Raw genomic sequence first — 26,300 nt, forward strand, 5'->3', positions numbered from 1 at the left:
CATGCGCCGCTGGCAGACTCACCGCACCGTTGGCCTGCATGATCCGCAGGTCAACGAGCATCACCTGGCATCCACGGGCTTGCCGGCAGACCAGCGTCTGCGCTTGCTCAGCTTCAATATCCAGGTCGGCATCAGCACCGAGCGCTATCGGCATTACCTGACCCGCAGCTGGCAGCACCTGCTGCCGCATACCGGGCGTTCAGGCAATCTGCAAAAGATCGGCGACCTGCTCGGCGACTTCGATCTGGTCGCCCTGCAGGAAGCCGATGGCGGCAGCCTGCGCTCAGGCTACGTCAATCAAGTCGAACACCTGGCCCACCTCGGCGCCTTCCCCTACTGGTATCAACAACTCAATCGCAACCTCGGCCGCCTGGCCCAGCACAGAAATGGCGTGCTCAGTCGCCTGAAACCGTGGGCGATCGAAGACCATCCGCTGCCAGGCCCGAAAGGTCGCGGCGCGATCCTGTTGCGTTTCGGCGAAGGCCCGCAGGCGCTGGTAGTCATGATGATGCACCTGGCCCTCGGCGCGCGAGCGCGCAGCCTGCAACTGGCCTACATTCGTGATTTGATCGGTGGCTATAAGCACCAGGTGCTGATGGGCGACATGAACACCCATGCCAGCGATCTGCTCGAACACTCGCCGTTACGTGATCTCGGCCTGCTGGCCCCGCAGGTGGAAGCGACCTTTCCCAGCTGGCGCCCACAGCGTTGCCTCGATCATATTCTGCTCAGCCCGACCCTGACCCTGGAAAAGGTCCAGGTGCTGGCCCAGCCTATTTCCGATCACCTGCCGGTCGCGGTGGAGATTCGTCTGCCGGGTTCGCTCACGGCCGACGCCCTGCCCGCGTTGAGCCCTGCCCCTCGCGGAATCTGTGAATGAGCGACGACGCCCAGCGCTGGAAAGAGAAATACCTCAAGAGCATCGAACAACAGGACAAGCTCGAACGTCGCTGGGCCGCACGGCTCGACTTGCTGCGACGCGGACTGGTGCGCAGTACGCTGGCCGCCGAAGGTACTGACAAGGCCGTCGATCAGTGCATGAAGGAAATGCGCGAAGTGGTGCGCACCGATGACATGGACGCCGGTCTCGCCGCGCTCCTGCCGCGCCTGGAAAAAGCCGTGCTCGACTCCGAGCAGCGCCGCGAAACCCGCATCGATCAGGTCAGCACCGCGCTGACTGCCCTGGTCACTCAGTTGCAGGCTCTACCGCTGCCGCGCGAAGTGGCGCAACCCCTGAAGAAATTCGCCAAACAGCTGGACAGCCGCGTCGGCCAGGCGCGGGAAATGCCGCTGCTGCTGAGCGAACTCAGTGGCTTGCAGGGCAAGGCATTGAGCCTATTGGAGACGCCGGCCGAGCCGGGCCGCCCGGGTTTGTTGCAGCGTTTGTTCGGCAGCCGTGACACAGAAGAAGCCGCTGCTCCGGGGGCAGGCACTCAGGTAGCGCCAGCGCCGCAGCCGATCGCCACCGCGCAGCCCGAACCGGCGCCTGCGCAAACGGAGCCGGTCGCCAACGCTGAGCCGGCGATAACAGTTTGCGACGCAATCGTCGAGCCGCCAGCTCGAACGCCGCCCCAACCCGAGCCTGTTGCGCTCGCTACGCCCACCGTCGACGGTGAAGCCGAGCCAGCGCAGGTTGAGCCGCCCGCTCCCCCCGCGCCAAGCCCTGCCGCTTCGGCGATCCCCACCGGCATAGTCGATCCCGACGAATTGGGCCACCCCGGTGACCCGGCGCCGCTGATCCTCGACAGCCTGCCCTTGCCCGAACCGATCGCCCAGGCCTTGGCAGCGATTGACCCGGAGCAGTCCGAGCACGACATCCTTTTCGCCCTGCCGGATTCGCCGGAGCCATCGTACAGCTCGGTGGCCAGGCACATCGAAGACACCCTGATCGGCCTGCTCGACGACCTGACCCTGCCAGAACGCCACCGCCCGCAAGCCGAGGCCATGCGCGAACGGCTCAAGCACGGTTTGAACTGGTACGAACTGCTGCCGATCCTCGACGATCTGGCGACCTTGATGCTGGCGATCACCGACAGCGGTCAGCATGAATTCGAAGCCTACCTGCAACAGCTCAACGAACGCCTCGAAGCCTTTCAAAGCAACCTGCAAGCCGCCAGCGCAGGGCACGCCGACAATAGCTCGGCGGCGCGGGCCATGGACACGCAGATCCGTGAGCAGGTCGACGGTTTGCAGAGCAGCGTCCAGCAAGCGGCGGATCTGGAGGATCTCAAGCATGTGCTGGAGAATCACCTCGAAGGCCTGCTCGGCACCATGGATCAACACCAGAAACAGCGCAACGCCCGCGAGCAGGAAGTTGCCTCCAGACTGAAAAGCCTGTCGGAGCGCGTTGCGCACATGGAGCAGGAAGCTCTGGGCTTGCGCGATCATCTTGAGGAACAACGCCAGAAAGCCCTGATCGACCCGCTGACCGGCCTGCCCAATCGCGCGGCGTGGAGTGAACGCCTGGAGCATGAAATCCAGCAATGGCAGCAACACGGCAACACCCTGAGCCTGGCCATGCTCGATCTCGATCACTTCAAGCACATCAATGACAACTACGGCCATCTGGCCGGCGATAAAGTGCTGAAGATCATCTCCACGGTGCTGCGCAAACGCCTGCGTGGTTCGGATTTCATAGCCCGCTTCGGTGGTGAAGAGTTCGTGTTGTTGCTGCCGGCAACGCCGCCGGCAGTCGGCGCGAAATTGCTGGAAAGCCTTCGTGCAGCGATCCAGGCCTGCCCGTTTCATTTCAAGGGCGAACGGGTGACGATCACCATTTCCATGGGACTTGCGTCATTCCGGGCTGGAGAACATAGCGATCTGGTGTTGAAAAGAGCCGATCAAGCGCTGTACCGGGCAAAAAACGCCGGGCGCAATCGAATCGAACTGGGCTGAGGCAATTGTTCCATTTTGTTTAATTCCGCTCGCTGGCGATTTTCGCGCAACGCCGTACGTTACACTGTTGCATTATCGTCTTCTGCGTATCGTATTTCGCCATGAAATTTTTTGCCCTTGTTGCCTCTCTGCTCGTTCTCATCGGTTGCACCAGCGGCCCGCGTTACGACACCAGTCACCCTTCGGCCAATTACGACAGCCGCATCCAATTCGTCGTTGTGCACTACACCTCGGCATCGCTGGAACGCTCACTGCAATTGCTGACCCATGGCGACGTCAGCAGCCATTACCTGATTGGCGATGACCGGAGCGGCACCGTCTACAAGCTGATGGACGAGCACCAGCGTGCCTGGCATGCCGGCGAAAGCCAGTGGCAGGGCCGCACCTGGCTGAACTCCAGCTCCATCGGCATCGAGATCGTCAATCCGGGCTACAAGGACACCCCGACCGGGCGCCTGTGGTATCCGTACAGCGAAGCGCAGATTCAATCGCTGATCGTCCTGCTCAAGGACATCAGCCGGCGCAACGGCATCAGTCCCCGTCACATCATCGGCCACAGCGATATCGCGCCGCTGCGCAAACTCGATCCCGGGCCATTGTTCCCGTGGAAACGACTCGCCGCCGAAGGCCTGGGCTTATGGCCGAATGAACAGGCGGTGGCGCGTCAGCAGGCGCTGTTCAACAACAGCGCGCTCCCGGAGATCGGCTGGTTCCAGGCGCAACTCGCGCGTCTGGGCTACGACACGCCGCAGACCGGCGAACTGGATGTCGCCACGCGCCATGTCCTCGCCGCGTTCCAGATGCACTACCGCCCTGCCCGCTTCGACGGCACGCCGGATGCGCAAACCGCGGCCCTGTTGCTGGTGCTCAACCAGACAAAATAATGACGCCCGCCCGACGGTCAGGGCGAAATCGCAATCAGCAGCTATAACTCATGGTAATTCTTCGGATATTCCTTGATGGCTGCTACCCGAGAGACGCTGCGTAGCTGGTTTTATCGCCCCGGTTTTTTGGCGATGATCGCGGCTGTCCTCAGTGCCGGCCTGCTGATCGCAGGCGGCATGTTCGCCGCGATGCGTCAGATGGAATCGCGTGAGAGTCAGGAAATGAATGCCCAGGGCGAGCGTTTTCTGGCCCGGCTCGAACAATTGTTCGGCCAGTTGCGCGAAAGCCTCGACGACCTCGAAGCGCAGCCCTTGCGCGGCTGCGACGAGGAAATGATCGCGACCTTGCAGCAAGTCACCTTCAACTATCGCTTCGTCTACGAAGCCGCGTACATGGATGCTTCGCGGTTCTGTTCCAACAGACCACGCCAGGACGGCCTGTCCTGGGTGCGAGCACCGGACATCCAGGGTCCGACCTACAGCTATTGGCTGAACACCACCACCGAACCTGATGAAAACCGCGCGGCGCTGATGCTGGGTCGCGGCAACTTTCGCGTCGCCACTTCGCGCGGGCACCTGACCGACATGGTCGACCTGTCGCCGGGCAGCAGCCTGTTGGTGGTGCTCGACCACGGCACCCGTGCCATCCCGGTACTCGGCACGGCCCAAACCTGGCCGCCGACCGAACCCTGGCCACCGAAAAGCCGCGACGCGCTGCAAGTCACGCAAACGCGCCTGGTTTATCGCATGCCCACCGACAACCCGGAATACCAGTTGGTATTGATCACCCCGCGCAGCGGCGCGCATATCCCCGCAGTGTGGTGGTGGCTGTTGCCGGTGTGCCTGATCGCCGGGGCCATCGTCGGCTTTCTGACTTTTCTCCTGGTACGCCAGCGGCAGTCGCTGGATGCCGAGCTGCACGGGGCGATCCGCCGCGGTGAATTGCAGGTGCTGTACCAACCGATCTTCGACCTCGACAGCCGCAATTGCGTTGGCGCCGAAGCCTTGCTGCGCTGGCGGCGCCCGGACGGTACGCTGACCAGTCCCGACCTGTTCATTCCTATGGCTGAAAACACCGGGCAGATCCGCCAGATGACCGACTTTGTGCTGCAGCGTCTGCTCGAGCAACTGGGGCAATTACTGCGCGCCAACCCGCAGCTGTACATCTCGGTGAACCTTGCTGCCTGCGACGTCATGGTGCCGCGCATCGGCCAGGTCATGGCACGCCTGCTGGCGCTGCACCGGGTCGCCGCGCGGCAGATTGCCTTCGAGGTCACCGAGCGCGGTCTGATCGATGTGGTAGTGGCCCGGGAAAACCTGCAAGCCTTGCGCGATGTCGGCCATCAAGTGCTGATCGACGATTTCGGCACCGGTTATTGCAGCCTCGCCTACCTGCAAACCTTGCCGGTGGACTGCCTGAAAATCGACAAGGCATTTATCGATGCACTGGGGCATGACGCGGCGAGCAGCGGCGTCGCTCCGCACATCATTCACATGGCGCAGGCGCTGGATTTGAAAGTGATTGCCGAGGGCATCGAGCTGGAATCCCAGGCCACCTTGCTGAGCAGCGAGGGGGTGAAGTTCGGACAGGGCTGGCTGTTCGCCCATGCGCTGAGCGCCGTGCAGTTCATCGAACTGATCACTCGCGGACGACGCCTTGCAGGACGGCGTCTGGATGACGAGGCTTAAACCGCCAGCGCCATGTAGAACTGGGTGCCCTGCCCCGGCCGTGAATAAACGCCCATGCGTCCGCCGTGCAACTGGACGATTTCCTTGCACAGTGCGAGGCCGAGGCCGGCGCCGCCCTTCTTGCGCCCGACCTGTACGAACGGCTCGAAGATCCGACCTTGTTGGCCATAAGCAATGCCTTCGCCGTTGTCTTCAACGCTGATGATCACCCGCTCGCCATGGCGGCGCGCCTGCAAACGGATCTGACCGTCGCGCCCCGTATGGCGCAGGGCATTGTCGATCAGGTTGTCGAGGACGCGATCGAGTTGCGCCTGATCGGCCTGCAAACGCGGCAACGGGCCTTGAATTTCGACATTCAGGGCGACACCTTTAGCGGCAGCTGCGTCGGCAAAGCGCAGCTGCGCCTGTTCCAGCAGATCCTCAATGGAGCATGGCGCCAGCGTCAGTTTCTGCAGACCGTTCTGGTAGCGCGAGAAATTGAGCAAATCGTTGATCAACTGCATCAGCCGCTGCATTTCTTCGTTGACCGTGTCGAGCAGATCGGCCTCGCGCGACTCCGCCGGAAACTTCGCCCGCTCGCGAAACAGCCCGAACGCCATGTGCATGCCCGTCACCGGGGTGCGCAGCTCGTGGGAAGCGCGCAAGACGAATTCGCTGCGCACGCGCTCGAAAGCACGCTGTTCGGTGACGTCGTGCAACACCATGACCGCGCCGAGAATATGCCCTTGAGTGTGGCTGACCGGCGTCAGGCTGTAAGTCAGCAGGCGCGATTCGCCATCGACTTCGATGCTCAGGTCTTCCGGCGCCCGCTCCAGCGTGCCGCCGCGCAGGACCAGCTGCAGTTGCGCGTCCAGTTCGGGGCGGCCCAATGCGGTGCCCAACCCTTGACCGAGCCGATCGTCCTCCCAGCCCAACTGACGCTGAGCCACCGGGTTGAGGTGTTCCAGCTGGCCTTGGCGATCGATCATCAACAAACCGTCGTCGATGCTGTCGAGCACCGCTTGCAGGCGTTGCTGACCCGCCAACAGCTCATCGACATTCATCGCCTGATGCTCACGCAACGCCTCGGCCATCAGGCCGAAACGCCGCGACAGCAGATTCACTTCCATGGCCGTGGAGATCGGCAAGGTCACGTCGTAGTTGCCCTGGCCGATGTTGTCGGCGGCTTTGGCCAAGGCCTCAATGGGCGCGCCAAAGCGCCGGGCGATGCCTTGAGCGGTGACGAAACCGATGATCAGCACCGCCAGTCCGACCAGGCCCAGCAGCCCGGCAATCAGCAGGGCACGTTCGCGAGCGGCATGTTGCACGGAGTTGATACTGTCCAGCGCATGCTTGTGCTCAGTGATCAAGCCATTGCGCAGGATATTGAAACGCTCGCGAAAATCCGCGCTGGTGCTGGCGGCCCTGGCCGCTTCAGCGGTCACATCGAATGAAGCGAGGAAATTCAGGTAATCGGCTTTGGCCTGACGGAAACCATAAGGCTGGTCATCACCCTCCTGCTGCAGCGCGATGCCTTGGTCGAGCAACTGGAAATAGTGCTGCTTGGATGCCTCGAACGCCACGGGATCGGGGTTCTGCGCAAGCATGATGATCAGCTGATCGCCCAGGCTCTGGCGCAGCTTGAGCCCCAGATCAAGGGTGACGAAGTTGCTGCGCACCAGCGCTTCCTGTGAGCTGGCCATCTGCATCACGCTGACCAGCCCGAGCAACAGCCCGAGCAAGGCCACGGTGATCAACGCGGAGATGCTGAGGAACAGGCGCGTGCGCAGCTTGATCGCCAGTTTCATCGCGCGGCGCTCACAGGTTGTACTGCTTGCGTTTGCGATACAGGGTTGAGGCGTCGATGCCGAGGGTTTTCGCCGCTTGATCCAGTGTTCCGGCGGTGGCCAGTACCGCGCCGATATGCGCTTTCTCCAGCTCATCCAGGCTCAGCGCCGCGCCGACCCGTGGCGCGTTGTTGGCCGGTTGTTCAGCCATACCCAAATGGCTGATTTCCACACGCTCCTGCGGGCAGATGATGCTCGCCCGCTCGACTACGTTGCGCAGCTCGCGAATATTGCCCGGCCAGCGATAACCGAGCAGCGCTTCCCGGGCTTCATCGCTGAATCCACGCGCCGGACGCGCGTACTCTTTGACGAAGCGCGCCAGGAAGCGGTCGGCAAGGGTCAGGATGTCTTCGGCGCGCTCACGCAATGGCGGCAGGTGCAGGGTGATGACGTTGAGGCGGTAGAGCAGGTCTTCGCGGAAACGGCCATCGCGAACCATGTCTTCCAGATTCAGGTTGGTCGCTGCGAGGATGCGCACATCGGCGCGGCGCGTCACAGGATCGCCTACCCGCTCGTATTCCTTGTCCTGAATGAAACGCAGCAATTTTGGTTGCAATGTCAGGGGAAAATCGCCGATCTCGTCGAGGAACAGCGTACCGCCGTCAGCCTGATTGACCCGGCCCAGTGTGCTTTCGCTGGCGCCGGTAAAGGCGCCACGGCTGTGGCCGAACAGTTCGCTTTCCATCAATTCAGCGGTCAGCGACGGGCAGTTGATGGTCACGCAGGACTTCTTTTCGCGCTTGCTCCAGCCGTGGATCGCGCGGGCCAGTTCACCTTTACCGGTACCGGATTCGCCGAGGATAAGAATGTTGGCGTCGGTGCTCGCCACCTGACGGGCCGTCTCCAGCACGACTTTCATTGCCGGGCTGTGGGAGTCAAGTCCGTCTTTGGGTTTACGAATCTCGCCCTCGAGCGCTTCGAGGCGAGCGGAGAGCTGGCGCACTTCCAGTTGCTTGGCGGTGGCCAGACGCAATTGATCGGGGCTGCAAGGCTTGACCAGATAGTCGGCGGCGCCCGCCTGGATGGCGTCCACTGCGGTGTCGACCGCCGAGTGGGCCGTGACGATCACCACACGCATCCACGGCGCCTGAATGCGCATCTGTGCCAGTACATCGAGACCGTTGTCCTCGCCAAGGCGCAAATCCAGGAAACACAGGTCGAAGACCTGGCGCTGCAGCAATGCCTCGGCCTGGGCGGCGCTGTTGGCCGTGGCTACCGTGTAGCCTTCGTCTTCGAGGCAATAACGAAACGTACGCAGGATGGCGGATTCATCGTCCACCAGCAGAATGCGGCCTTGTTGCTCAGTGGCAGATTCCATTTTTCCTACGCTCCATAGTGATTAGTCTTGGGTTAGTCCCGGAAAAATCGGGCAAGTTGCATGGTTGATTCTGAACGATACCAGCCATAGGAGGGTAGCTCTCTACTGCCATAACGGCCAATTCATTGATTTCGTTGAGTTTTAAAACATTCGGCGATTTGCAGGGCAGATCCTGCGTCCTCTTCTGACATCTGCGTACCGGTAGCAATTCCATATCAACGAAATTTCCCACGAAATAATCGTGCATTGCGCACGACTGCAGAGGAGCCATCGTGCAGGATGCGTCTCAGGAAAATTCTTAATCAATCGCAAGTTATTGATTTTACTGATTTTTATTGACGGAAAAAAACTGGCATGCAGGCTGCAATACCTCACTCAGCCCGGGCAGATCAGCACTGCCCCAACCGAACAAGTGTGAGGAACACAGGATGACTCGCCCAATCGCCGCCCAAGTACGTATTTCGCCACTGCAGATCCAGCAAGGTCTGTTCGGTGTACTGGCGTTGTTGATCACCCTGATCGTTTGCCAGCAATACCTGAGCTGGGAAAACAGCCGTAAACCCGAGCCATTGATTTCGATGCAACACAGCACCCAGAAGCATTTCAGTGCCGTGAGCAACAGCCAGGTCGAGAGCGCTTCGATGCGCATGATCGATGTTGACCAGGAGCAGCCGCTGGATCAGCTGCCACAGCAAGAACGCTGGATTTTCTGACCCGTTAAACACATTCGGACGCATAGCGTCGGAAACCGGTAACACCCCTAAATAGAGAAGTAAGGAGAATCACCATGTTGAGCTGGGCAATTACATTCTTGATCATTGCCATCATCGCTGCCGTACTGGGCTTCGGTGGTATCGCGGGCACCGCCACGGGTATCGCCAAGATTCTGTTTGTCGTGTTCCTGGTGATGTTCATCGCATCCTTCTTCTTTGGCCGTCGCGGCCGAGGTTAACGATGACCGGTCTCAAGACATTGGCCGCCGCCCTGCTTCTGGGCGGCAGTGCCATGGCCATGGCGGCCAATGACGGCCAGACCCGGGTCAACGAACTGCTCGCTTCCGACGAACAGTACCGTGAAACCTGGGAAGGCGTGATCAAAAAGGAAGAGCGCGTACCGGAATGGGTGACCAACCTGTCAGGTACTTCCGAACAACAGATGCACGCTGTCACCGAAGATGGCGACAAGTATCTGGTCGGGCCGCTCTGCGAGAGTCAGGACAAGTGCCTGAATCATCGTCTGATCGTCGCCTTCAGCTTTGACAAGGATGACGCCTACGCCATGCTGGTCGATGTACCGGAAGGTCTGCCGCAGGACAAGTCGCCAACGCGACATGCGACTTATCGCTTCTTCGGTAAACCCGATCAGGGCATGCAGGACTTGCTGATGGAAACCCTGAAGAAAGATCCGAAGTGGTACTGACGCAGCACGCGTAAGGTTTGCGAACACGAAAGCAGCGCCCTGCTGCTTTCCATTGCACCACCCGATGAGGGCCGGTGCATGACCAGGGGGCCGGGACGTTCTGACTGATACAGGGTCGGAGTGACCTACGGGTACAGGGAGTACCTGCGCAAGGGCCGGGTCAGGGTGGAAGCTGCGCCGCAGGTTCGTCGACCCGATGGTCTGACGAATCTGCGCTGGGCTTCGAAATTACCTGGAACATTGATCCAGTACGTACATCTCCTCCCATGAATCGTCGACACTGCGCGGGAAAACATTTCGCGGTGTTTCCTGACGACCGTATATCGACAAAGATCGCGCTCGATCCGAGTGACTTCTAGTCTTGCGAGTCAGGCTTTTTCCGCAAATTTCCGTTGATTTTCTCTGTGCAAAATTTAATCGGCCGACGCTGTAATGGCCGGTTCACGGCACTTATGCCGGCCGAAATGTCACAATCGAACCGCTTGGGACGCCAGTTTCAAATGAAAAAGCTCATGCCGATTCGGCATAGGGTAGGCGTTTACGGCATTAGACGGCGCCACCTTGCATCGGAATAGTTGCGCCTTTTTTCGCCTGCCGAAGAGCCGTAAATACGCGCTTCGGGGCACCTTATACGGAGGCAGATGCACAGACTTTTCCGCTGATGAGCGTTCCAGTTCCTGCATGTGCCTGAGTCAAACGCAAGTAAGGGTAAAGATAATGAAGAAGGCAAAAATCAGCCTCGCCTGGCAGATCCTCATCGGTCTGGTTCTGGGGATTGCACTGGGTGCGTTGCTCAACCATTTCAGCGCCGAGAAGGCTTGGTGGATCAGCAACGTCCTGCAACCGGCAGGCGATATCTTTATCCGTCTGATCAAGATGATCGTGATCCCGATCGTCATTTCCTCGCTGATCGTCGGCATCGCCGGCGTGGGCGACGCCAAGAAGCTGGGGCGTATCGGTCTGAAGACGATCATCTATTTCGAGATCGTCACCACCATCGCCATCGTCGTCGGCCTGGTGCTGGCGAACGTGTTCCACCCGGGCACCGGCATCGACATGAGCACCCTGGGCACGGTGGATATCTCCAAGTACCAGGCGACCGCCGCCGAAGTGCAGCATGAACATGCGTTCATCGAGACCCTCCTCAACCTGATCCCGTCGAACATCTTCGCCGCCATGGCTCGCGGCGAAATGCTGCCGATCATCTTCTTCTCCGTGCTGTTCGGCCTCGGTCTGTCGAGCCTGCAGTCGGACCTGCGCGAGCCGCTGGTGAAGATGTTCCAGGGCGTCTCGGAAAGCATGTTCAAAGTCACCCACATGATCATGAACTACGCCCCTATCGGCGTGTTCGCCCTGATCGCGGTGACCGTCGCCAACTTCGGCTTCGCCTCGCTGCTGCCGCTGGCGAAACTGGTGATCCTGGTTTACGTCGCCATCGCCTTCTTCGCCTTCGTCGTGCTGGGTCTGATCGCCAAGCTGTTCGGCTTCTCGGTGCTCAAGCTGATGCGCATCTTCAAGGATGAGCTGGTGCTGGCCTACTCCACCGCTTCCTCGGAAACCGTGCTGCCACGGGTGATCGAGAAGATGGAAGCCTACGGTGCGCCGAAAGCCATCTGCAGCTTCGTGGTACCGACCGGTTATTCATTCAACCTCGACGGTTCGACCCTGTACCAGTCGATCGCGGCGATCTTCATTGCCCAGCTGTACGGCATCGACCTGTCGATCAGCCAGCAACTGCTGCTGGTGCTGACCCTGATGGTCACCTCCAAAGGCATCGCTGGCGTGCCGGGCGTATCGTTTGTGGTGCTGCTGGCAACTCTGGGCAGCGTCGGTATCCCGCTGGAAGGTCTGGCGTTCATCGCTGGTGTCGACCGCATCATGGACATGGCCCGTACCGCGCTCAACGTGATCGGTAATGCCCTGGCGGTGCTGGTTATCGCGCGCTGGGAAGGCATGTACGACGACGCCAAGGGCGAGCGCTACTGGAACTCCCTGCCGCACTGGCGCAGCAAGGACAAACTGCCGGCGGGCGAGATCTCCAAGCCGTAATGCAAAACCCTGTAGGAGCTGCCGAAGGCTGCGATCTTTTGATCTTGCTTTAAAAACAAAATCAAAAGATCGCAGCCTTCGGCAGCTCCTACAAGGGATCAATGCCAGCCCATAGATGGGCGCTGGCAGATCCAGACAAACCCCGGAGCAATCCGGGGTTTGTCGTTTCTGGCGACCCCGCTATCATTCGGCGCATTCTTTGGGGGATTTGACTGATGCTCAATGGCCTGTGGCTTGGCTTTTTCATCGTGGCTGCCGTGTCGGCGCTGGCGCAGTGGCTGATCGGCGGCAACGCCGGAATCTTCGCGGCGATGGTGGAGAGCATTTTCGCCATGGCCAAGCTCTCGGTCGAAGTCATGGTGCTGCTGTTCGGCACCCTCACTCTGTGGCTGGGCTTTCTGCGCATCGCTGAAAAGGCCGGGATCGTCGAATGGCTGGCCAAGGTGCTCGGCCCGCTGTTTCTGCGGCTGATGCCGGAAGTCCCGGCCGGCCACCCTGCCCTTGGCCTGATCACCCTGAACTTCGCCGCCAACGCTCTGGGCCTGGACAACGCCGCCACGCCCATCGGTCTGAAGGCCATGAAAGCGCTGCAGGAGCTCAACCCCAGCGCCACCATCGCCAGTAACGCGCAGATCCTGTTCCTGGTGCTCAACGCTTCGTCGCTGACCCTGCTGCCAGTGACCATCTTCATGTACCGCGCCCAGCAAGGCGCACCGGATCCGACGCTGGTGTTCCTGCCGATTCTGCTGGCAACCAGTTGCTCGACCATCATCGGTTTTCTTTCGGTGGCGTTCATGCAGCGCCTGCGCATCTGGGATCCGGTGGTGCTGGCCTATCTGGTGCCCGGCGCGCTGATTCTCGGCGGTTTCATGGCCATGCTTGGCACTCTTTCCGCGACGGCGCTGGCGGGTTTGTCGTCGATCCTCGGCAATCTCACGCTGTTCGGCTTGATCATGCTGTTCCTGCTGATCGGCGCGCTGCGCAAGGTCAAGGTTTACGAGGCGTTCGTCGAAGGTGCGAAGGAAGGCTTCGACGTGGCGAAGAATCTGCTGCCGTATCTGGTCGCGATGCTCTGCGCAGTCGGCGTGTTGCGCGCCTCCGGAGCACTGGATTTCGGCCTGGACGGCATTCGTCATCTGGTCGAATGGGCCGGTTGGGACACGCGGTTTGTCGACGCATTGCCGACGGCGATGGTCAAACCGTTTTCCGGCAGCGCCGCCCGGGCGATGCTGATCGAAACCATGAAGACCTCAGGCGTCGACAGCTTCCCGGCGCTGGTCGCGGCGACGATTCAGGGCAGTACCGAGACCACGTTCTACGTGCTGGCGGTGTATTTCGGCGCGGTGGGGATTCAGCGAGCGCGGCATGCGGTGGGCTGTGCGTTGCTGGCGGAGTTGGCCGGTGTGGTGGGCGCCATCGGGGTCTGCTACTGGTTCTTTGGTTGAAGCAAAAGATCGCAGCCTTCGGCAGCTCCTACAGGTGTACGCCGTCCCATGTAGGAGCTGCCGAAGGCTGCGATCCTGGCGATTTCAGCGTTTGATCGGAGCCAATTGCTGGCCTTGTTCAACCGCCCAGGCCACGACTTTGGCGGTGAGGCGGTCGCTGGCCTGGCCAAATCCGGCGACCACCGCCGGCACCTGCACATCGTTCAACGGCTGACGCTCTTCGAAGCGGCGACTGGCGAGGATTCGCTGGTCATAACCGCGCACCAGTAACGCATCGACCCTGACGACGACGCCGGCCTGGGCGCCCTGGTATTCCGTTTGAAACGCTTGCAGGCTGCCGCCCAACTCCAGATCCGCCTGGAAATTGCTGTCATCGGTGCTCAACAGTCTTACCCGGCCGTCGCGCTGGAAACCGTCGAGCAAGCGATTACGCATCAGCACCGGCGCCGGATCGCTCCAGCGCGAGCCCTTGTAGCTGCTGATCACGTCGCCCTGCGGGATTACCGCAATGCTCGGCCGATTCAGCGTTTCGCTGGCCTGCAATTTATTCAACCGCAACGACCACGCTTGAGCGACTGCCGGGCTGGCCGAGGCGGGTGCCGGCGTGGCGGGCAGTCGATAGACATCCGAGGGTTCCGACTCGGGCAGGATCGAGCACGCGCCGATCAGGGTCAGGCCGGCGGCGAGAAGGGTGATTCGGGTCAGTTTCATGGGGTGAATTCCTTGTTCTTGTCGCTGCCCAGCAGGTAACCGCTGGGGTTGGCCTCGAGGCGTTGGGAGATGGCGCGCAGCGAGGTCAGCGTTTCGCGCAGCTCGCGAATCGCCGGCGCCAGGCCATTGAGACCCTGCATGCCGTTATCCAGCGAGTTCTGGTTTTTGCTGAGCAAGCCGTTGATGGTCACGCTGCTCTGTTCCAGCGACTTCATCGCCTGCTCGGCGCTGCCCAAGGCCTGTTTGCCCTGATCGTTGAGCAAGCCGTTGGCGTTGCGCATCAACAGCGAGGTCTGCTCGAGCATGCTGCCAGCCTGTTTACCCACGCTCGCCAGTTGCTGCATGGCCTGTTTGATGTCGCCACGCTGGTCGTTGATGGTGCCGGTGGTCTGTTCCAGATGGGCGAGGGTCTTGCTCACGCGCTCGACGTTTTCCGCGGAGAACATGTGGTTGGCGTTCTGCAGCAGCGCGCTGATGCCGGTCATCAAGTCGCTGCTGTCATTGAGCAGCCGGGAAATGGGCGAGGGCGAGGCGATCAGGGTTGGCAACTGACCGTCGTGGCCGCGCAATTTCGGGCTCTCGGGGGTGCCGCCGCTAAGCTGGATGATCGAGGTGCCGGTGATGCCGGTCAGCGCCAGTTTGGCCTGGGTGTCTTCCTTGACCGGCGTGTCGCCGGCCAGACGAATCCGTGCCAGCACCCGGCGCGGGTCCTGCGGGTCGAGGCGCAGGCTGACCACGTCGCCGACCTTGATCCCGCTGTACTGCACCGAGCTGCCCTTGGACAAGCCACTGACCGCCTCGTTGAACACCACTTCGTAATCCTTGAACTCGGTATCGACGCTGGATTTGGCCAGAAACAGGCCGAAGAGCAGGGCGCCGGCCACGACGATTACCGTGAACAGGCCGATCAACACATGATGGGCTCGGCTTTCCATGTCAGACCTCGTTGAGCAGTTTGGCGGCGTCCAGCGCCGAGCGGCCGCGCGGGCCGTGGAAGTATTCGTGAATCCACGCGTCGTCGGTTTCCGAGACGACATCGATGGGCCCGGCGACCAGCACTTTCTTCTGCGCCAGCACCGCCACGCGGTCGGTGATGGTGTAGAGCGTGTCGAGGTCATGGGTAACCAGAAACACGCTCAGGCCCAGCGCATCGCGCAGGGTCAGGATCAATTGATCGAACTGCGCCGCGCCAATCGGATCGAGGCCGGCGGTGGGCTCATCGAGAAACAGTATGTCCGGATCCAGCGCCAGGGCCCGCGCCAGCGCAGCGCGCTTGATCATGCCGCCGGACAGCGACGCCGGGTACTTGTCCGCAGCCGACAACGGCAGCCCGGCCAGCGCCAGTTTCACTGCCGCCAGGTGCTCGGCGTCGTGACGACTGAGGCCGGCGTGCTCGATAAGGGGCAGGGCGACGTTCTCGGTGACAGTCAGCGACGAAAACAGCGCGCCTTTCTGAAACAACACACCAAAACGGCGTTCGATCAGCGAACGCTCGTGCTCGGCCAGGCTCGGCAGATTTTTCCCGAAGACTTTGACGACGCCTTCACTGGGCCGGTTCAGCCCGACAATGCTGCGCAGCAGCACCGATTTGCCGGTGCCGGAGCCGCCGACCACGGCAAGGATTTCGCCTCTATACACATCCAGATCGAGGTGCTCGTGCACGCTCTGCGGGCCGAAGCGGTTGCACAGGCCACGAACTTCGATCACCGCCTCCGAGGGCGCGCGGGGTAGACGACTCACCAGCCCATCTCCATGAAAAACAGCGCAGCCACCGCATCGAGCACGATAACCACGAAAATCGATTGCACCACGCTGGACGTGGTGTGGGCGCCGACCGATTCGGCGCTGCCGCTGACCTTGAAGCCTTCCAGGCAACCAATCGCCCCGATCAGGAAGGCGAAGATCGGCGCCTTCACCAACCCGACCAGAAAATGCTGAATGCCAATGTCCGATTGCAGCAGCGACAGGAACATCGCCGGCGAGATGTCCAGCGACACCGCGCAAACCACGCCGCCGCCGACAATCCCCGAGAGCATCGCCAGAAAAGTCAGCATCGGCAGCGCCACCAGCAGCGCCAGCACCCACGGCACCACCAGCAATTCGATGGGGTCGAGGCCGAGGGTGCGGATCGCGTCGATTTCTTCGTTGGCCTTCATCGAGCCGATCTGCGCGGTGAAGGCACTGGCGGTGCGCCCGGCCATCAGAATTGCGGTGAGCAGCACACCGAACTCGCGCAGGAACGAGAAGCCGACCAGATCCACGGTAAATATCGTCGCGCCGAAACTGGCCAGCACCGTGGCGCCGAGAAACGCCACCACCGCGCCAACCAGAAACGTCAGCAAGGCCACGATGGGCGCGGCGTCCAGGCCGGTCTGCTCGATATGCGCGATCATCGGTGTGATGCGCCAGCGCCTGGGCCGGAACAGGCCACGGGCGAGGACTTCGAGAATCAGGCCGACGAAGCCGAGCAACTGCAGCGTGTCTTTCCACACCGTATCCACCGCGCGACCGATACGTGTCAGCAGTTGCACACTGACGCTGATTTCCGGCTCCTTGATCGGCACGCAGAAATCGCTCAGCGAGCAGTACACGGTTTGCAGCAAGGCGCGGTCGGCCGTCGAAAGGGTGCAGTCAGGGTGTTCGGCGGATTTGCCCAGTCGTTCGGAACCGAGCAGTTCGACCAGCAACGAGGCGCCAGCCGTATCGAGGGCGCCGAGGCCGTTCAGATCGATCGGTGTGTTGGCGTCGTACTGGCCGTGGAGCTTTTCGCTCAGCTGCTTGAGCGCGGTGTAATGGGCGAGCGTCCAGTCGCCGGTGACCCGCAGGCGGGCAGGGCTGAGCGCGGTGTCCAGGTGGGCACTGCCGGGGGTTGGGCTGCTGGTCATAAGCTCCGTGCTTGTACGGCCGTTACAAGATCCTACGTAATAGCACGAACCGGATTACTTTTCTTTGGCCGGTGTGCTGTCAGTGATCGCGAAGCGCAGCACACCGATCAACTGGCCATCCTCGGTCAGCACCCGCACCTGCCACTTGCCGGCCGGGTTGCCAGGGAAGTTCTGTTTGTGCGTCCACGCCCGGTAACCTTCCTTGCGCCCGCCATGGATATCGAGGGCGATGCGGTCGACCTCTTTGCCGTTAAAGGTCCAGACGTGATAAATCCGCTCGTCGAGGCCGCGCGGTGCGTTGATCGCAGTGTAGGCGTAGAGCCCGCCGCTGCGAATCTGCTCGGCGCTGACGGTATCAAGGCTGGCGCCGGGGGTGCGATCCTGCAGTTGCGTGCTGATCGCCACGTCAGTCATCCACAGCGTCGCCGGTGGCACCCACGAGCGTAGCGCCCAACCGACGCCGCCAATACCGACGGTGATGAACAGGATCGCCAGTGCGTTGCGCACGGTGCGGATCGGGAAGATCGACGCCAGGCTCGGGAACGACAGCAGCACGGCAATTCCCAGCGACCACTTGAAACTCTGCGCCGTGGTCAAGTGCATGATCACCGGCAATGCCGTGAGCAGGGCGGCGAACAGGGTCAGGGTGTGCAGCGCGAGAAACGCCCAGCGCCGAGGCGCCAGCCATTTGTAGTACAGCGGATCGACGATGGAAATCAGAGCGGCAACGCTGAGCAGGCCGGTGAAAATCAACTGGCCGCTGTTCCAGGTCGTGGTGATGAAAAAGAACGGCAAAACGAAAAACAGGCTTTCCTGATGGATCATCTGCGTCGCATAACGCAGCAGCGGCTGGGGAATCTCGCGCTTGAAGATCCGCGTGAACAGTCCTGTCAGGGTGTTTTCCAGCATCAACCAGATCCAGCTCAGCAGCATGATCACGGTGATCCAGCTCGCCAGCCCCTGCTGGCGGTCGACCAGCATGAAACTGCCGACCCCGGAAATGAAACCACCCGCCGCAACAACCCCGGGGTAGCGCTTGATCAGCTCGATAATGCGCTGGACCAGAAGGGTTATTTTCGACATGTGGGCGATTCACTGCAGGGTAGGGAAATACCCCGACAGAGTAGCGTCCGCCGGGCGTTGTGGCGAGTTTGGGCTCATTAAAACCGACACACCCCCCTGTGGGAGCGAGCTTGCTCGCGATAGCGGTATTACATTCAAAATTGATGTCGGCTGACAGATCGCATTCGCGAGCAGGCTCGCTCCCACAGGGTTATGCCTCAGTCGTCGGCGGGTGTTTTCGGTGGCGATGCAGGCGCCAGCCGATCACGATCAGCAGCAATACGCCGATTCCACCCGCGACCAGCCACAACACCTGATCATCACTGATCAACGGCTTCTCGATCCTGATATACCCCGGCTGCAACAGCAGCTCGCGCATGGCCTTGTTCGCCGCCTCCAGCGTTACCCCTTGCAACTCTCGCGCTGGATTGGCGAAGCGGCCATCCTGATAGTCGGCGAGCGCGCTCCAGTAGTAGTCCGCCAGTGCGCTGTTGCCTTGCACGGCCCAGGCCTGATGGGCGATGGCGGCTTGTTTGATACGGGCAAAGGTGTTCGGGTCGAGGCCGTTTTTCAGCAAGTCGGCCTTGAGGTCTTCCAGCACTTGAATGGCTTCGTCGACGTCATCGCGATCAAGGTCAGCGTTGAGGCTCATGAAGCCGACACCGCCGAACACTTCACGCTCGGCCCACGGTCCGTACGACAAGCCGTGATTGAGGCGAATTTGCCGATACAGCGCCCAGTCGAGGTAATCCTTGAGGATGTCGAAAGTCTGGTCGTACTGATCGTCGATCACCGGTTCCGGCACCAGCCAGTGCAGCTTGGCACTGTCGCCGATGAAGCCACGGGTGAGGGTGCGTTCATGGGCGGCGCTGGTGCGAATGTCCGGCAGCGCCCGGTGCTCGCTCGGCTCGACCGGCTGCAGTTCGCCCCAGGTGCGCTCAAGATAGGCCGGCAGCAGTTTGTCGAGTTCGCCGACGACGATCAGGGTCATGTTGTTCGGCGCGTACCAGGCCTTGCGCACCTTCTCCAATTGCTCCTGGGTCAGGTGGCCGACTTCGGCGCGCTGCGGGCATTTCAACCCCAGCTCGACGGCCAATTGATTGCTCGCGGTGTGACCGAGATCCTGGCGGTCGAGAAAACGCTGCAGTTTGGTGTAATGGCCGCCGTCTTCGCGCTCGACCACGCGTTTCGCCGCGTTGATAGCATTGTCATCGATGCGCGTCTGGGTCAGCAGCGCAAGCAGCAGGTCGAGCACCTTGCGCTGATTTTTCGCCGGGGCTTCGATGACGAATGTGGTGTCGGCATTGCTGGTGAACGCATTCCAGTCACCGCCCAGCGCCTGCATGCGTTCTTCCAGACCGCCTTCTCCGGTGGCGTCGATGCCGCTGAACAGCAGGTGTTCGAGCAGATGGGGCAGCTCTTTTTCGTTGCAGTCGAAGTCATCGAGGCCAATGCCGACCACCAGCCGGATCGCTACATGCCCACGTTCGGTGCCGGGCTTGAGCAGCAACTGCAAACCGTTGGGCAGCGCATAACCTTCGACCTGAAAACGATCCAGGGCAAAAGCGGGCAGGGAACCGAGCAACAGACAGGCGAACAACAGGCAACGCATAACAGGCTTCCATACGGCTGATTTGGAGATCCGTGTCGCTATTCAGACCGCCCTTCGCGAGCAGGCTCGCTCCCAGAATTGAAATACATTCCCCTGTGGGAGCGAGCCTGCTCGCGAAGATCTTGCGGCTGAACCACTGTAACTGACTGACCCCAGCCCCAGACGTTCAAGGCGAATGCGTGATGTCGACCATATCATCCACCGCCAGCGCGCCGGTGTCCGCCGTTTCCAGCACCACATAGGCGCTGCTGCAGAACAGCGAATTGAGCCGTTTCATGTCGGCAATCAATTCCAGGTGCAGCGAACTGGTTTCCAGACTCTGAACGATCTTGCGTTGCAAGCGGCTGACATGCGCATGGGCCAGACGCCGTTCCTGCGCACGAAAGCGGCGTTTCTCGCGCAGCAACTGCCGGGCGCTTTCGCGATCGCCGCTGAGGAATACCGACAGACCCAGCCGCAGGTTGGCGATCAGTTGCTGTTGCAGCCCGGCGAGGTCTTCCAGGCCTTCTTCGGAAAACGACCGCCGCTGCGAAGTTTTCTGCTGCTGGATCTTGCGCAACATGCGTTCGATCAAGTCGGCGGCGAGCTTCAGGTTGATCGCCAGCTCGATGATCTCGGCCCAACGGCGGCTGTCCCGTTCACCAAGATCCTCGCGGGGCATCTGCGCCAGATACAGCTTGATCGCACTGTACAGCGCTTCGATGTCATCGGTGAGCCGGCGCATTTCCTGAGTCACCGCCGTCTGCTTGCCGCGCAGCACATCGAGGGAAGCGTCGAGCATGTTATCGAGCAGATCGCCCATACGCAGGGTTTCCCGCGCAGCATTGGCCAGCGCCAGGCTCGGTGTGACCAGTGCGGTCGGGTCAAGGTGTCGGGGTTTGGCGGTGCCGTTGACCTCCGGCCGCTCCGGCAATAGCCAGGCGCACAGCCTTGCCATCGGCCCCACACTGGGCAGGAGGATCAGGCAGCGTGCGGTGTTGTAGAGCAGGTGGAAACCGATGACCATTTCCTGCGGGCTGAAATCGAGGCTGTCGATCCAGTGCACCAGCGGATCGAGCACCGGAATGATCAGCAGCAGGCCGATCAGTTTGTACAACAGACTGCCCAGCGCCACCTGGCGGCCGGCGGCGTTCTGCATGCTGGTGCTCATGAACGCAAGAACGCCGCTGCCGATATTGGCGCCGATCACCAGACCGATTGCCACCGGCAGACTGATCACCGCCGCGCCGGCCAGTGTCGCGGTGAGCAACACAGCGGCAAGGCTGGAGTAGGAAATCATCGCGAACAACGCGCCGACCAGAGCGTCGAGAAGGATATCGCCGGTCAGCGAGGCGAAGATCACTTTCACCCCTTGCGCATGGGTGATCGGCGCCGCAGCTTCGACAATCAATTGCAGCGCGAGAATGATCAGCCCCAGGCCGATCGACACCCGCCCCATCTGCCCGAGTCGCGTCTGTTTGCGCGACAGGAAGAAAATCACCCCAAGGAAAATCAGCAGCGGCGACAGCCACGACAAGTCAAACGTCAGCACCCGCGCCATCAACGCGGTACCGACATCGGCGCCAAGCATGGTCGCCAGCGCCGGGGTCAGCGCCATCAGGCCCTGACCGACAAACGAGGTGACCAGCATCGCCGTGGCGTTGCTGCTCTGCACCATGGCAGTGACCAGAATACCGGCGACGAACGCCAGCCATTTCTTCGACATGTTCTGGCCGATCACATGCCGCAAATTGGTGCCATAAACCCGCAGGATGCCGGTTCGGACGATATGCGTGCCCCAGATCAGCAGGGCGACGGCAGACAGCAGATTGAGCAGGGTGAGCATGCAGACCCCCTGGAGTAGCAGCGCCCCAGAGGGGCAAGTGGACGGTACCGCGCGGTTTCTACGTATTTGATACTTAAGCTGTAGTTGGCCAACGGTCTGGGCGCCAGCATTGCACAGCTAAAGCGTGGATTGAAACAAAAGTGTCATGAACAGGTTCACCCCCCAGCTAAATCGTAGCGGCGCCCATCGACAGCCAATGCTTACCTGCCAAAGCCGTCGACTTCCTCTGAGACGATTGAAAACGGTCAATCACTGAAGTGATCTTCACCAAAACCCACATCAATCAAATATTTGGCCGTATCAGGATTTCGTTCGTCGCAACGTGCGTAGCATTTGATGTGGAGGAACAGGCTGTACTTATGCGGAATCAACAGAATGACACCGTCCAATTGGTCAAAAAGCTTGGCTTGAAGGCGCACCTTGTCTTCTTGAGTTTCAGTCTTGAGCCAATCATTCCCTTCAACAGCTTCTGGCGACCAGCCTGCCTTTTTGAACGTCTGCTGCAGCACTCCCAGCAGATTCACTGCCTGCTCGAAAGGTAACGTTTCCAGCATTGGTGAGGTAGAAAGGGTGATCACTTTGAAATCAGACCAGCCAATCGCACCGAATTTTGTAACGGGCAACGTGAACCCGTGTTGTTCGTCATCGAATGTGATGACCACTGGGCTACTGATCCACGTCGAACTTGGGTGAGGCGGATCACCGGGATAGATCGCCGTGTTGTCCTCAACGTCAAAGGTCGAATCTCTTTCAACGCTGGGATAAGACTTGCCGACATGGACTCGTAAAACGTCGATTGGATAGTGGAAGGATGTGATGCAAAAAAACTGCGCGAAAAACAGCGTTAGTTTCCAGCGTCTGGCACGAGCCGTACAGCGCTTGCTCATTCGCTGTAGTAATCCTTGCCGGCACTGACATCGATCAGATATTTCGCCGTCTTCGGATCTCGCTCATTACAGCGCGCGTAGCATTTGACGTTGAGCGCGAGACTGTACTTATGAGGGATCAAGAGCACTGTCACCTTGACGTGATCAAACAACTCGACCTGAAGCGTCTTTCGACTGGTTTCATCAGCCGTATTCACCCAAGGATTGGTCTCACTGTTCCACTCTACCCATCCGGCGCTTTTAAGCTGGCTCTGAAGTTGATCAAGCACCACCATGAGTTGGTCGAAGGGCAACGTTTCGAGCATAGGAGAGGTCGTCATATTCGAAACCTTTCCCTCGTCAAATCCGATTGAGGCGAATTTGGTGGCTGGCAACGTAAAGCCGTGCTCCGGGTCATCGAAATGAATGATTACTGGCGTAGAAATCCAGGTAGAGCTGGGATGCGGAGGGTTTCCGGAGTACATCACCGTATGGGCTGCCACGTTAAATGTGGAGCCGGCGACTGTCGTGTCGTAAGTCTTTCCGATATGGACTCGCAGGGTCTCCGTACCCCAAGTGGAATACGCGATTGCCGCCCCAACTAAAGCAGCAGCGAGAATTATGACGAAGCGCTTTCTCGACAACTGGATCACTGTACTCCCCCACCCTTAGAAATTTCTGTTATGGACTGTCGCCTGACACGCCGCTATCGCTGGCAAGCCAGCTCCCACAGGTTTTGCGGTGATTTTTTTGAATGGGGTTAAACACGGATTGCGCAGGAGTGTTTATGCACACGCCATGTTACGCGGCGACAGGCTACAAATCCTTGCGCCGTTGCCTACGGCTACGCCAGAATCCGCCGGCTTGTGCGCTTTGGGCTAGCTGCGTAACTTGGTTCCGTCACTGCTCATCAGTGATCGGGTTTAGCAGCTCGATGATTCCACGCGGCACAAGTCTCTATCAGTCAGGTATCCGTTCCTGCACCTGATGGTGGCTGTGCGCAGGGCACCTTCGGGTGCGCCGATTGCGTGGCTCATCGGTCTGCTAACCTGCGTACAGCTGCCACCCTTATCGTTTAGCAGCGAGCTGGTTGCAGCCTCATGTTGAGAGGTAAGAGCCCGTGAAAAAGATAACGCCCGATCCACCCGATACCGATTTCTCCCGCCACGACCCCGACCTCGAAGCGCAAAGACTCAAACAAGCCGCCGACCGCGCCCTCGATTTCTACCTCTGTCCCGGTCTCAAACAAGACCCCGGCGCCGCGCGCAAGCCCAGCACCATTTTCCTCGTCGATCCGGCTGTGGATAACGAAACGCTGCTGGTGCACGCCTGCGAATCTTTGGCGTCGGCGAGCATCATGGCCAGTGATCTGGCCGGGTTTATTGATGGACCGCAGCGCAATTCACTGCTGGGGATCCAGCAAGTCATCATGTTGGGTGAGCTGGCCGTCAACCGCGTCCTCGACAACCTCGTTCCTCCTGCCTGAACGCAGAAACAAATGTGGGAGCGAGCCTGCTCGCGAAAGCGGTGGGCCAGTCAAAATTGATGTCGACTGGCGCTCCGTCTTCGCGAGCAGGCTCGCTCCCACAGGGGGTATCGCTTGCGATGGACTACCGGGTTACTGCCCCGGCACATCCTTGCGCAGTTTCACTGGATCCTGCTGCTGTTTCTTCCTGGCCATCGCGCCGCGCAGTTTGATGTTGATCGCTTCCACCGCCAGCGAGAACGCCATGGCGAAGTAGACGTAGCCTTTTGGCACATGCACGTCGAACGACTCGGCAATCAGCACGGTACCGACCACCAGCAGGAACGACAGCGCGAGCATTTTCAGCGATGGATGCTTGTCGATGAACTCGCTGATCTTGCCCGAGGCCAGCATCATCACCAGCACCGCGACGATGATCGCCGCGACCATCACCGGCACATGGGAGACCATGCCGACGGCGGTGATCACCGAATCCAGCGAGAAGACGATGTCGATGATCGCGATCTGGATGATGGTGTAGAGGAAGTTGCCGCCCTTGCCCGATGGCGCGTCGTCGCTTTCGTCTTCGCCTTCCAGCGCGTGGTACATCTCCTGCGAACTTTTCCACAGCAGGAACAGGCCACCGAAGAACAGAATCAGGTCGCGGCCGGAAATGCCCTGGCCGAACACTTCGAAGAGGTCGGCGGTGAGGCGCATGACCCAGGTGATCGACAGCAGCAAGAGGATCCGCGTGATCATGGCCAGGCCAAGACCGAAGATCCGCGTGCGCGCCTGCATGTGCTTGGGCATGCGGCTGACCAGGATCGAAATCATGATGATGTTATCGATGCCGAGGACGATTTCCAGGGCGGTCAGGGTGAAGAAGGCAACCCAGATTTCGGGGTTGGTCAGCCATTCCATGTGTATTCCTTTGAGCGATTGTTAAACCGAAAAAGGTCCGGGCTTCAAACCGCGAAGCCAGGACCCGCAACGGTGAGTCTTGGGCTTATAGAGTGCTGAACACCGGGAAAGTCCCCAACAGCAGTGCAGCAATCAGGATGCAGATACACACCAGGATCGCCCATTTCAGGGTGAAACGCTGGTGATCACCGAAATCGATGCCGGCCAGTGCCACCAACAGATAGGTCGACGGCACCAACGGGCTCAGCAAGTGGACGGGCTGACCGACGATCGAGGCACGGGCCATTTCCACCGCAGTGATCCCATAGTGACTGGCCGCTTCGGCCAGCACCGGCAACACGCCATAGTAGAAGGCGTCGTTGGACATGAAGAAGGTGAACGGCATGCTCACCAGCGCCGTGATCACCGCCAGGTACGGGCCGAGGAACTCCGGAATCACTGCCAACAGGCTCTTCGACATCGCATCGACCATGCCGGTGCCCGACAGGATACCGGTGAAGATACCGGCCGCAAAGATCAGCCCGACCACTGCCAGCACACTGCCGGAATGCGCGGCGACGCGATCCTTCTGCATTTGCAGGCACGGGTAGTTGACGATCATGGCGATACTGAACGCGACCATGAACAGTACCGGCAGCGGCAGCAGACCGCCGATCAGCGTGCACATCAGGCCGAAGGTCAGCGCGGCGTTGAACCAGATCAGCTTCGGACGGCGCGCGTCGGGGAATTGCGAGACGCTGATTTCACTGTGATCGATCTCGTCGCCGACCAGGTGCAGCTCGCCGAGGCGGGCACGCTCACGCTTGCCGTAGAAGTACGCAATGACCAGGATCGCTACCACACCAGCGGCCATGGCCGGGATCATCGGTACGAAGATGTCCGACGGATCGACATGCAGCGCACTCGCCGCACGGGCGGTCGGGCCGCCCCATGGGGTCATGTTCATCACGCCACCGGCGAGGATGATCAGACCGGCCATGATCCGCGGGCTCATGCCGATGCGGCTGTACAGCGGCAGCATGGCGGCCACGCAGATCATGTAAGTGGTCGCGCCGTCACCATCGAGGGAAACGACGAGCGCCAGAACGGCGGTGCCGACCGAAACTTTCAACGGGTCGCCCTTGACCAGTTTGAGGATCTTGCGCACGGCCGGGTCGAACAGGCCGGAGTCGATCATCAGGGCGAAATACAGAATGGCAAACATCAACATCACGCCGGTCGGCGCCAGTTTGGTGATGCCCTCGAGCATCATCGGGCCGATTTTCGGTGCGAAGCCGCCGAACAGGGCGAACAGGATCGGGATGATGATCAGGGCGATCAGCGCGGACAGGCGCTTGGTCATGATCAGGAACATGAACGTGATGACCATGGCGAAGCCAAGGAAAGTCAGCATGGGAATACTCCAGGCGTAGCGCGGCTAATGAATGG

At 60.4% G+C, this 26,300-nt stretch carries 23 protein-coding genes; 10 read left to right on the forward strand and 13 right to left on the reverse strand.

All coding sequences use genetic code 11. The features are described from left to right. Position 1: 1 nt before the first annotated feature. The 4 genes from VNV36_RS18830 (at position 2) to VNV36_RS18845 (ending at position 5,468) form a co-directional block, all read left to right on the forward strand. Positions 2-880 carry an endonuclease/exonuclease/phosphatase family protein gene (locus VNV36_RS18830; RefSeq protein WP_325719344.1) on the forward strand — a complete coding sequence of 293 codons (879 nt, stop codon included), beginning with the start codon at positions 2-4 and terminating at the stop codon, positions 878-880. After that, the gene (locus VNV36_RS18835) at positions 877-2,895 is read left to right on the forward strand and encodes a GGDEF domain-containing protein (RefSeq protein ID WP_325719346.1); all 2,019 of its coding nucleotides are present in this window, start codon (positions 877-879) and stop codon (positions 2,893-2,895) included. Before VNV36_RS18830 ends, VNV36_RS18835 begins: the two co-directional genes overlap by 4 nt. A 101-nt stretch (positions 2,896-2,996) precedes the next feature. Continuing rightward, complete coding sequence (locus tag VNV36_RS18840) at positions 2,997-3,779, forward strand: N-acetylmuramoyl-L-alanine amidase (protein ID WP_325719348.1); 783 nt, start codon at positions 2,997-2,999, stop codon at positions 3,777-3,779. Between the two features lie 75 nt (positions 3,780-3,854). After that, positions 3,855-5,468 (forward strand): EAL domain-containing protein, encoded by a 1,614-nt coding sequence (locus tag VNV36_RS18845; RefSeq protein ID WP_325719350.1) that lies wholly within the window; start codon positions 3,855-3,857, stop codon positions 5,466-5,468. On the opposite strand, the gene VNV36_RS18850 is transcribed toward VNV36_RS18845, so the two are convergent. Together VNV36_RS18850 and algB are read right to left on the reverse strand one after the other, a co-directional pair. Next, a complete protein-coding gene (locus VNV36_RS18850; RefSeq protein ID WP_325719353.1) occupies positions 5,465-7,255 on the reverse strand; it encodes an ATP-binding protein in 1,791 nt (596 codons plus the stop codon). The two genes, VNV36_RS18845 and VNV36_RS18850, sit on opposite strands and share 4 nt — an antisense overlap. 10 nt (positions 7,256-7,265) lie before the next feature. Further along, positions 7,266-8,612, reverse strand: coding sequence for a sigma-54-dependent response regulator transcription factor AlgB (gene algB / locus VNV36_RS18855; RefSeq protein ID WP_039757147.1), 1,347 nt, complete (start codon positions 8,610-8,612; stop codon positions 7,266-7,268). Positions 8,613-9,040: 428 nt separating this feature from the next. On the opposite strand from algB, the gene VNV36_RS18860 reads away from it, so the two are divergent. The 5 genes from VNV36_RS18860 (at position 9,041) to VNV36_RS18880 (ending at position 13,525) form a co-directional block, all read left to right on the forward strand. Continuing rightward, the gene (locus VNV36_RS18860; RefSeq protein ID WP_325719356.1) at positions 9,041-9,325 is read left to right on the forward strand and encodes a hypothetical protein; all 285 of its coding nucleotides are present in this window, start codon (positions 9,041-9,043) and stop codon (positions 9,323-9,325) included. A 74-nt stretch (positions 9,326-9,399) separates the two neighbouring features. Next, positions 9,400-9,564 carry a DUF1328 domain-containing protein gene (locus VNV36_RS18865; protein ID WP_003177151.1) on the forward strand — a complete coding sequence of 55 codons (165 nt, stop codon included), beginning with the start codon at positions 9,400-9,402 and terminating at the stop codon, positions 9,562-9,564. Positions 9,565-9,566: 2 nt separating this feature from the next. Further along, positions 9,567-10,031: an inhibitor of vertebrate lysozyme family protein gene (locus tag VNV36_RS18870; RefSeq protein WP_325719359.1), complete on the forward strand. Its 465-nt coding sequence runs from the start codon at positions 9,567-9,569 to the stop codon at positions 10,029-10,031. 717 nt (positions 10,032-10,748) lie between these two features. Continuing rightward, on the forward strand, positions 10,749-12,080 hold the full coding sequence (gene gltP, locus VNV36_RS18875) for a glutamate/aspartate:proton symporter GltP (protein ID WP_325719361.1): 1,332 nt from the start codon (positions 10,749-10,751) through the stop codon (positions 12,078-12,080). A 215-nt stretch (positions 12,081-12,295) separates the two neighbouring features. Then, a complete protein-coding gene (locus VNV36_RS18880; RefSeq protein ID WP_325719363.1) occupies positions 12,296-13,525 on the forward strand; it encodes a spore maturation protein in 1,230 nt (409 codons plus the stop codon). Between the two features lie 84 nt (positions 13,526-13,609). Here VNV36_RS18880 and VNV36_RS18885 read toward each other — a convergent pair whose 3' ends face one another. The 9 genes from VNV36_RS18885 to VNV36_RS18925 all read right to left on the reverse strand — a co-directional run bounded on the left by VNV36_RS18885 (position 13,610) and on the right by VNV36_RS18925 (position 23,139). Beyond that, positions 13,610-14,236, reverse strand: a complete 627-nt coding sequence (locus tag VNV36_RS18885) for an ABC-type transport auxiliary lipoprotein family protein (protein WP_325719365.1) — start codon at positions 14,234-14,236, stop codon at positions 13,610-13,612. After that, positions 14,233-15,171, reverse strand: a complete 939-nt coding sequence (locus VNV36_RS18890) for an MlaD family protein (RefSeq protein WP_325719367.1) — start codon at positions 15,169-15,171, stop codon at positions 14,233-14,235. Before VNV36_RS18890 ends, VNV36_RS18885 begins: the two co-directional genes overlap by 4 nt. Position 15,172: 1 nt before the next feature. Then, positions 15,173-15,976 (reverse strand): ABC transporter ATP-binding protein, encoded by an 804-nt coding sequence (locus VNV36_RS18895; protein WP_325719369.1) that lies wholly within the window; start codon positions 15,974-15,976, stop codon positions 15,173-15,175. Next, positions 15,973-17,121 (reverse strand): ABC transporter permease, encoded by a 1,149-nt coding sequence (locus VNV36_RS18900; protein WP_325719371.1) that lies wholly within the window; start codon positions 17,119-17,121, stop codon positions 15,973-15,975. The genes VNV36_RS18895 and VNV36_RS18900 overlap by 4 nt, the downstream gene beginning before the upstream one ends. 54 nt (positions 17,122-17,175) lie before the next feature. Next, entirely contained in the window at positions 17,176-18,204 is a 1,029-nt protein-coding gene (locus VNV36_RS18905) for a DUF5924 family protein (RefSeq protein WP_325719373.1), read from the reverse strand. Positions 18,205-18,394: 190 nt separating this feature from the next. Beyond that, positions 18,395-19,795, reverse strand: coding sequence for a M16 family metallopeptidase (locus VNV36_RS18910; RefSeq protein WP_325719375.1), 1,401 nt, complete (start codon positions 19,793-19,795; stop codon positions 18,395-18,397). Positions 19,796-19,961: 166 nt separating this feature from the next. Beyond that, positions 19,962-21,620, reverse strand: coding sequence for a Na/Pi cotransporter family protein (locus tag VNV36_RS18915; protein ID WP_325719377.1), 1,659 nt, complete (start codon positions 21,618-21,620; stop codon positions 19,962-19,964). A gap of 245 nt (positions 21,621-21,865) precedes the next feature. Continuing rightward, the gene (locus tag VNV36_RS18920) at positions 21,866-22,507 is read right to left on the reverse strand and encodes a hypothetical protein (RefSeq protein WP_325719379.1); all 642 of its coding nucleotides are present in this window, start codon (positions 22,505-22,507) and stop codon (positions 21,866-21,868) included. After that, a complete protein-coding gene (locus VNV36_RS18925; protein ID WP_325719381.1) occupies positions 22,504-23,139 on the reverse strand; it encodes a hypothetical protein in 636 nt (211 codons plus the stop codon). The genes VNV36_RS18920 and VNV36_RS18925 overlap by 4 nt, the downstream gene beginning before the upstream one ends. Positions 23,140-23,606: 467 nt before the next feature. On the opposite strand from VNV36_RS18925, the gene VNV36_RS18930 reads away from it, so the two are divergent. Then, entirely contained in the window at positions 23,607-23,972 is a 366-nt protein-coding gene (locus VNV36_RS18930) for a DUF6124 family protein (protein WP_252875369.1), read from the forward strand. Positions 23,973-24,104: 132 nt separating this feature from the next. Here the strand turns inward: VNV36_RS18930 and VNV36_RS18935 are convergent, their stop codons facing one another. Further along, positions 24,105-24,872: a TerC family protein gene (locus tag VNV36_RS18935; RefSeq protein WP_325719385.1), complete on the reverse strand. Its 768-nt coding sequence runs from the start codon at positions 24,870-24,872 to the stop codon at positions 24,105-24,107. Between the two features lie 85 nt (positions 24,873-24,957). Continuing rightward, on the reverse strand, positions 24,958-26,265 hold the full coding sequence (locus tag VNV36_RS18940; protein WP_325719387.1) for a CitMHS family transporter: 1,308 nt from the start codon (positions 26,263-26,265) through the stop codon (positions 24,958-24,960). Positions 26,266-26,300 lie beyond the last annotated feature (35 nt).

The sequence above is a fragment of the Pseudomonas sp. genome (genome assembly GCF_035554175.1).
Classification (GTDB): Bacteria; Pseudomonadota; Gammaproteobacteria; order Pseudomonadales; family Pseudomonadaceae; genus Aquipseudomonas.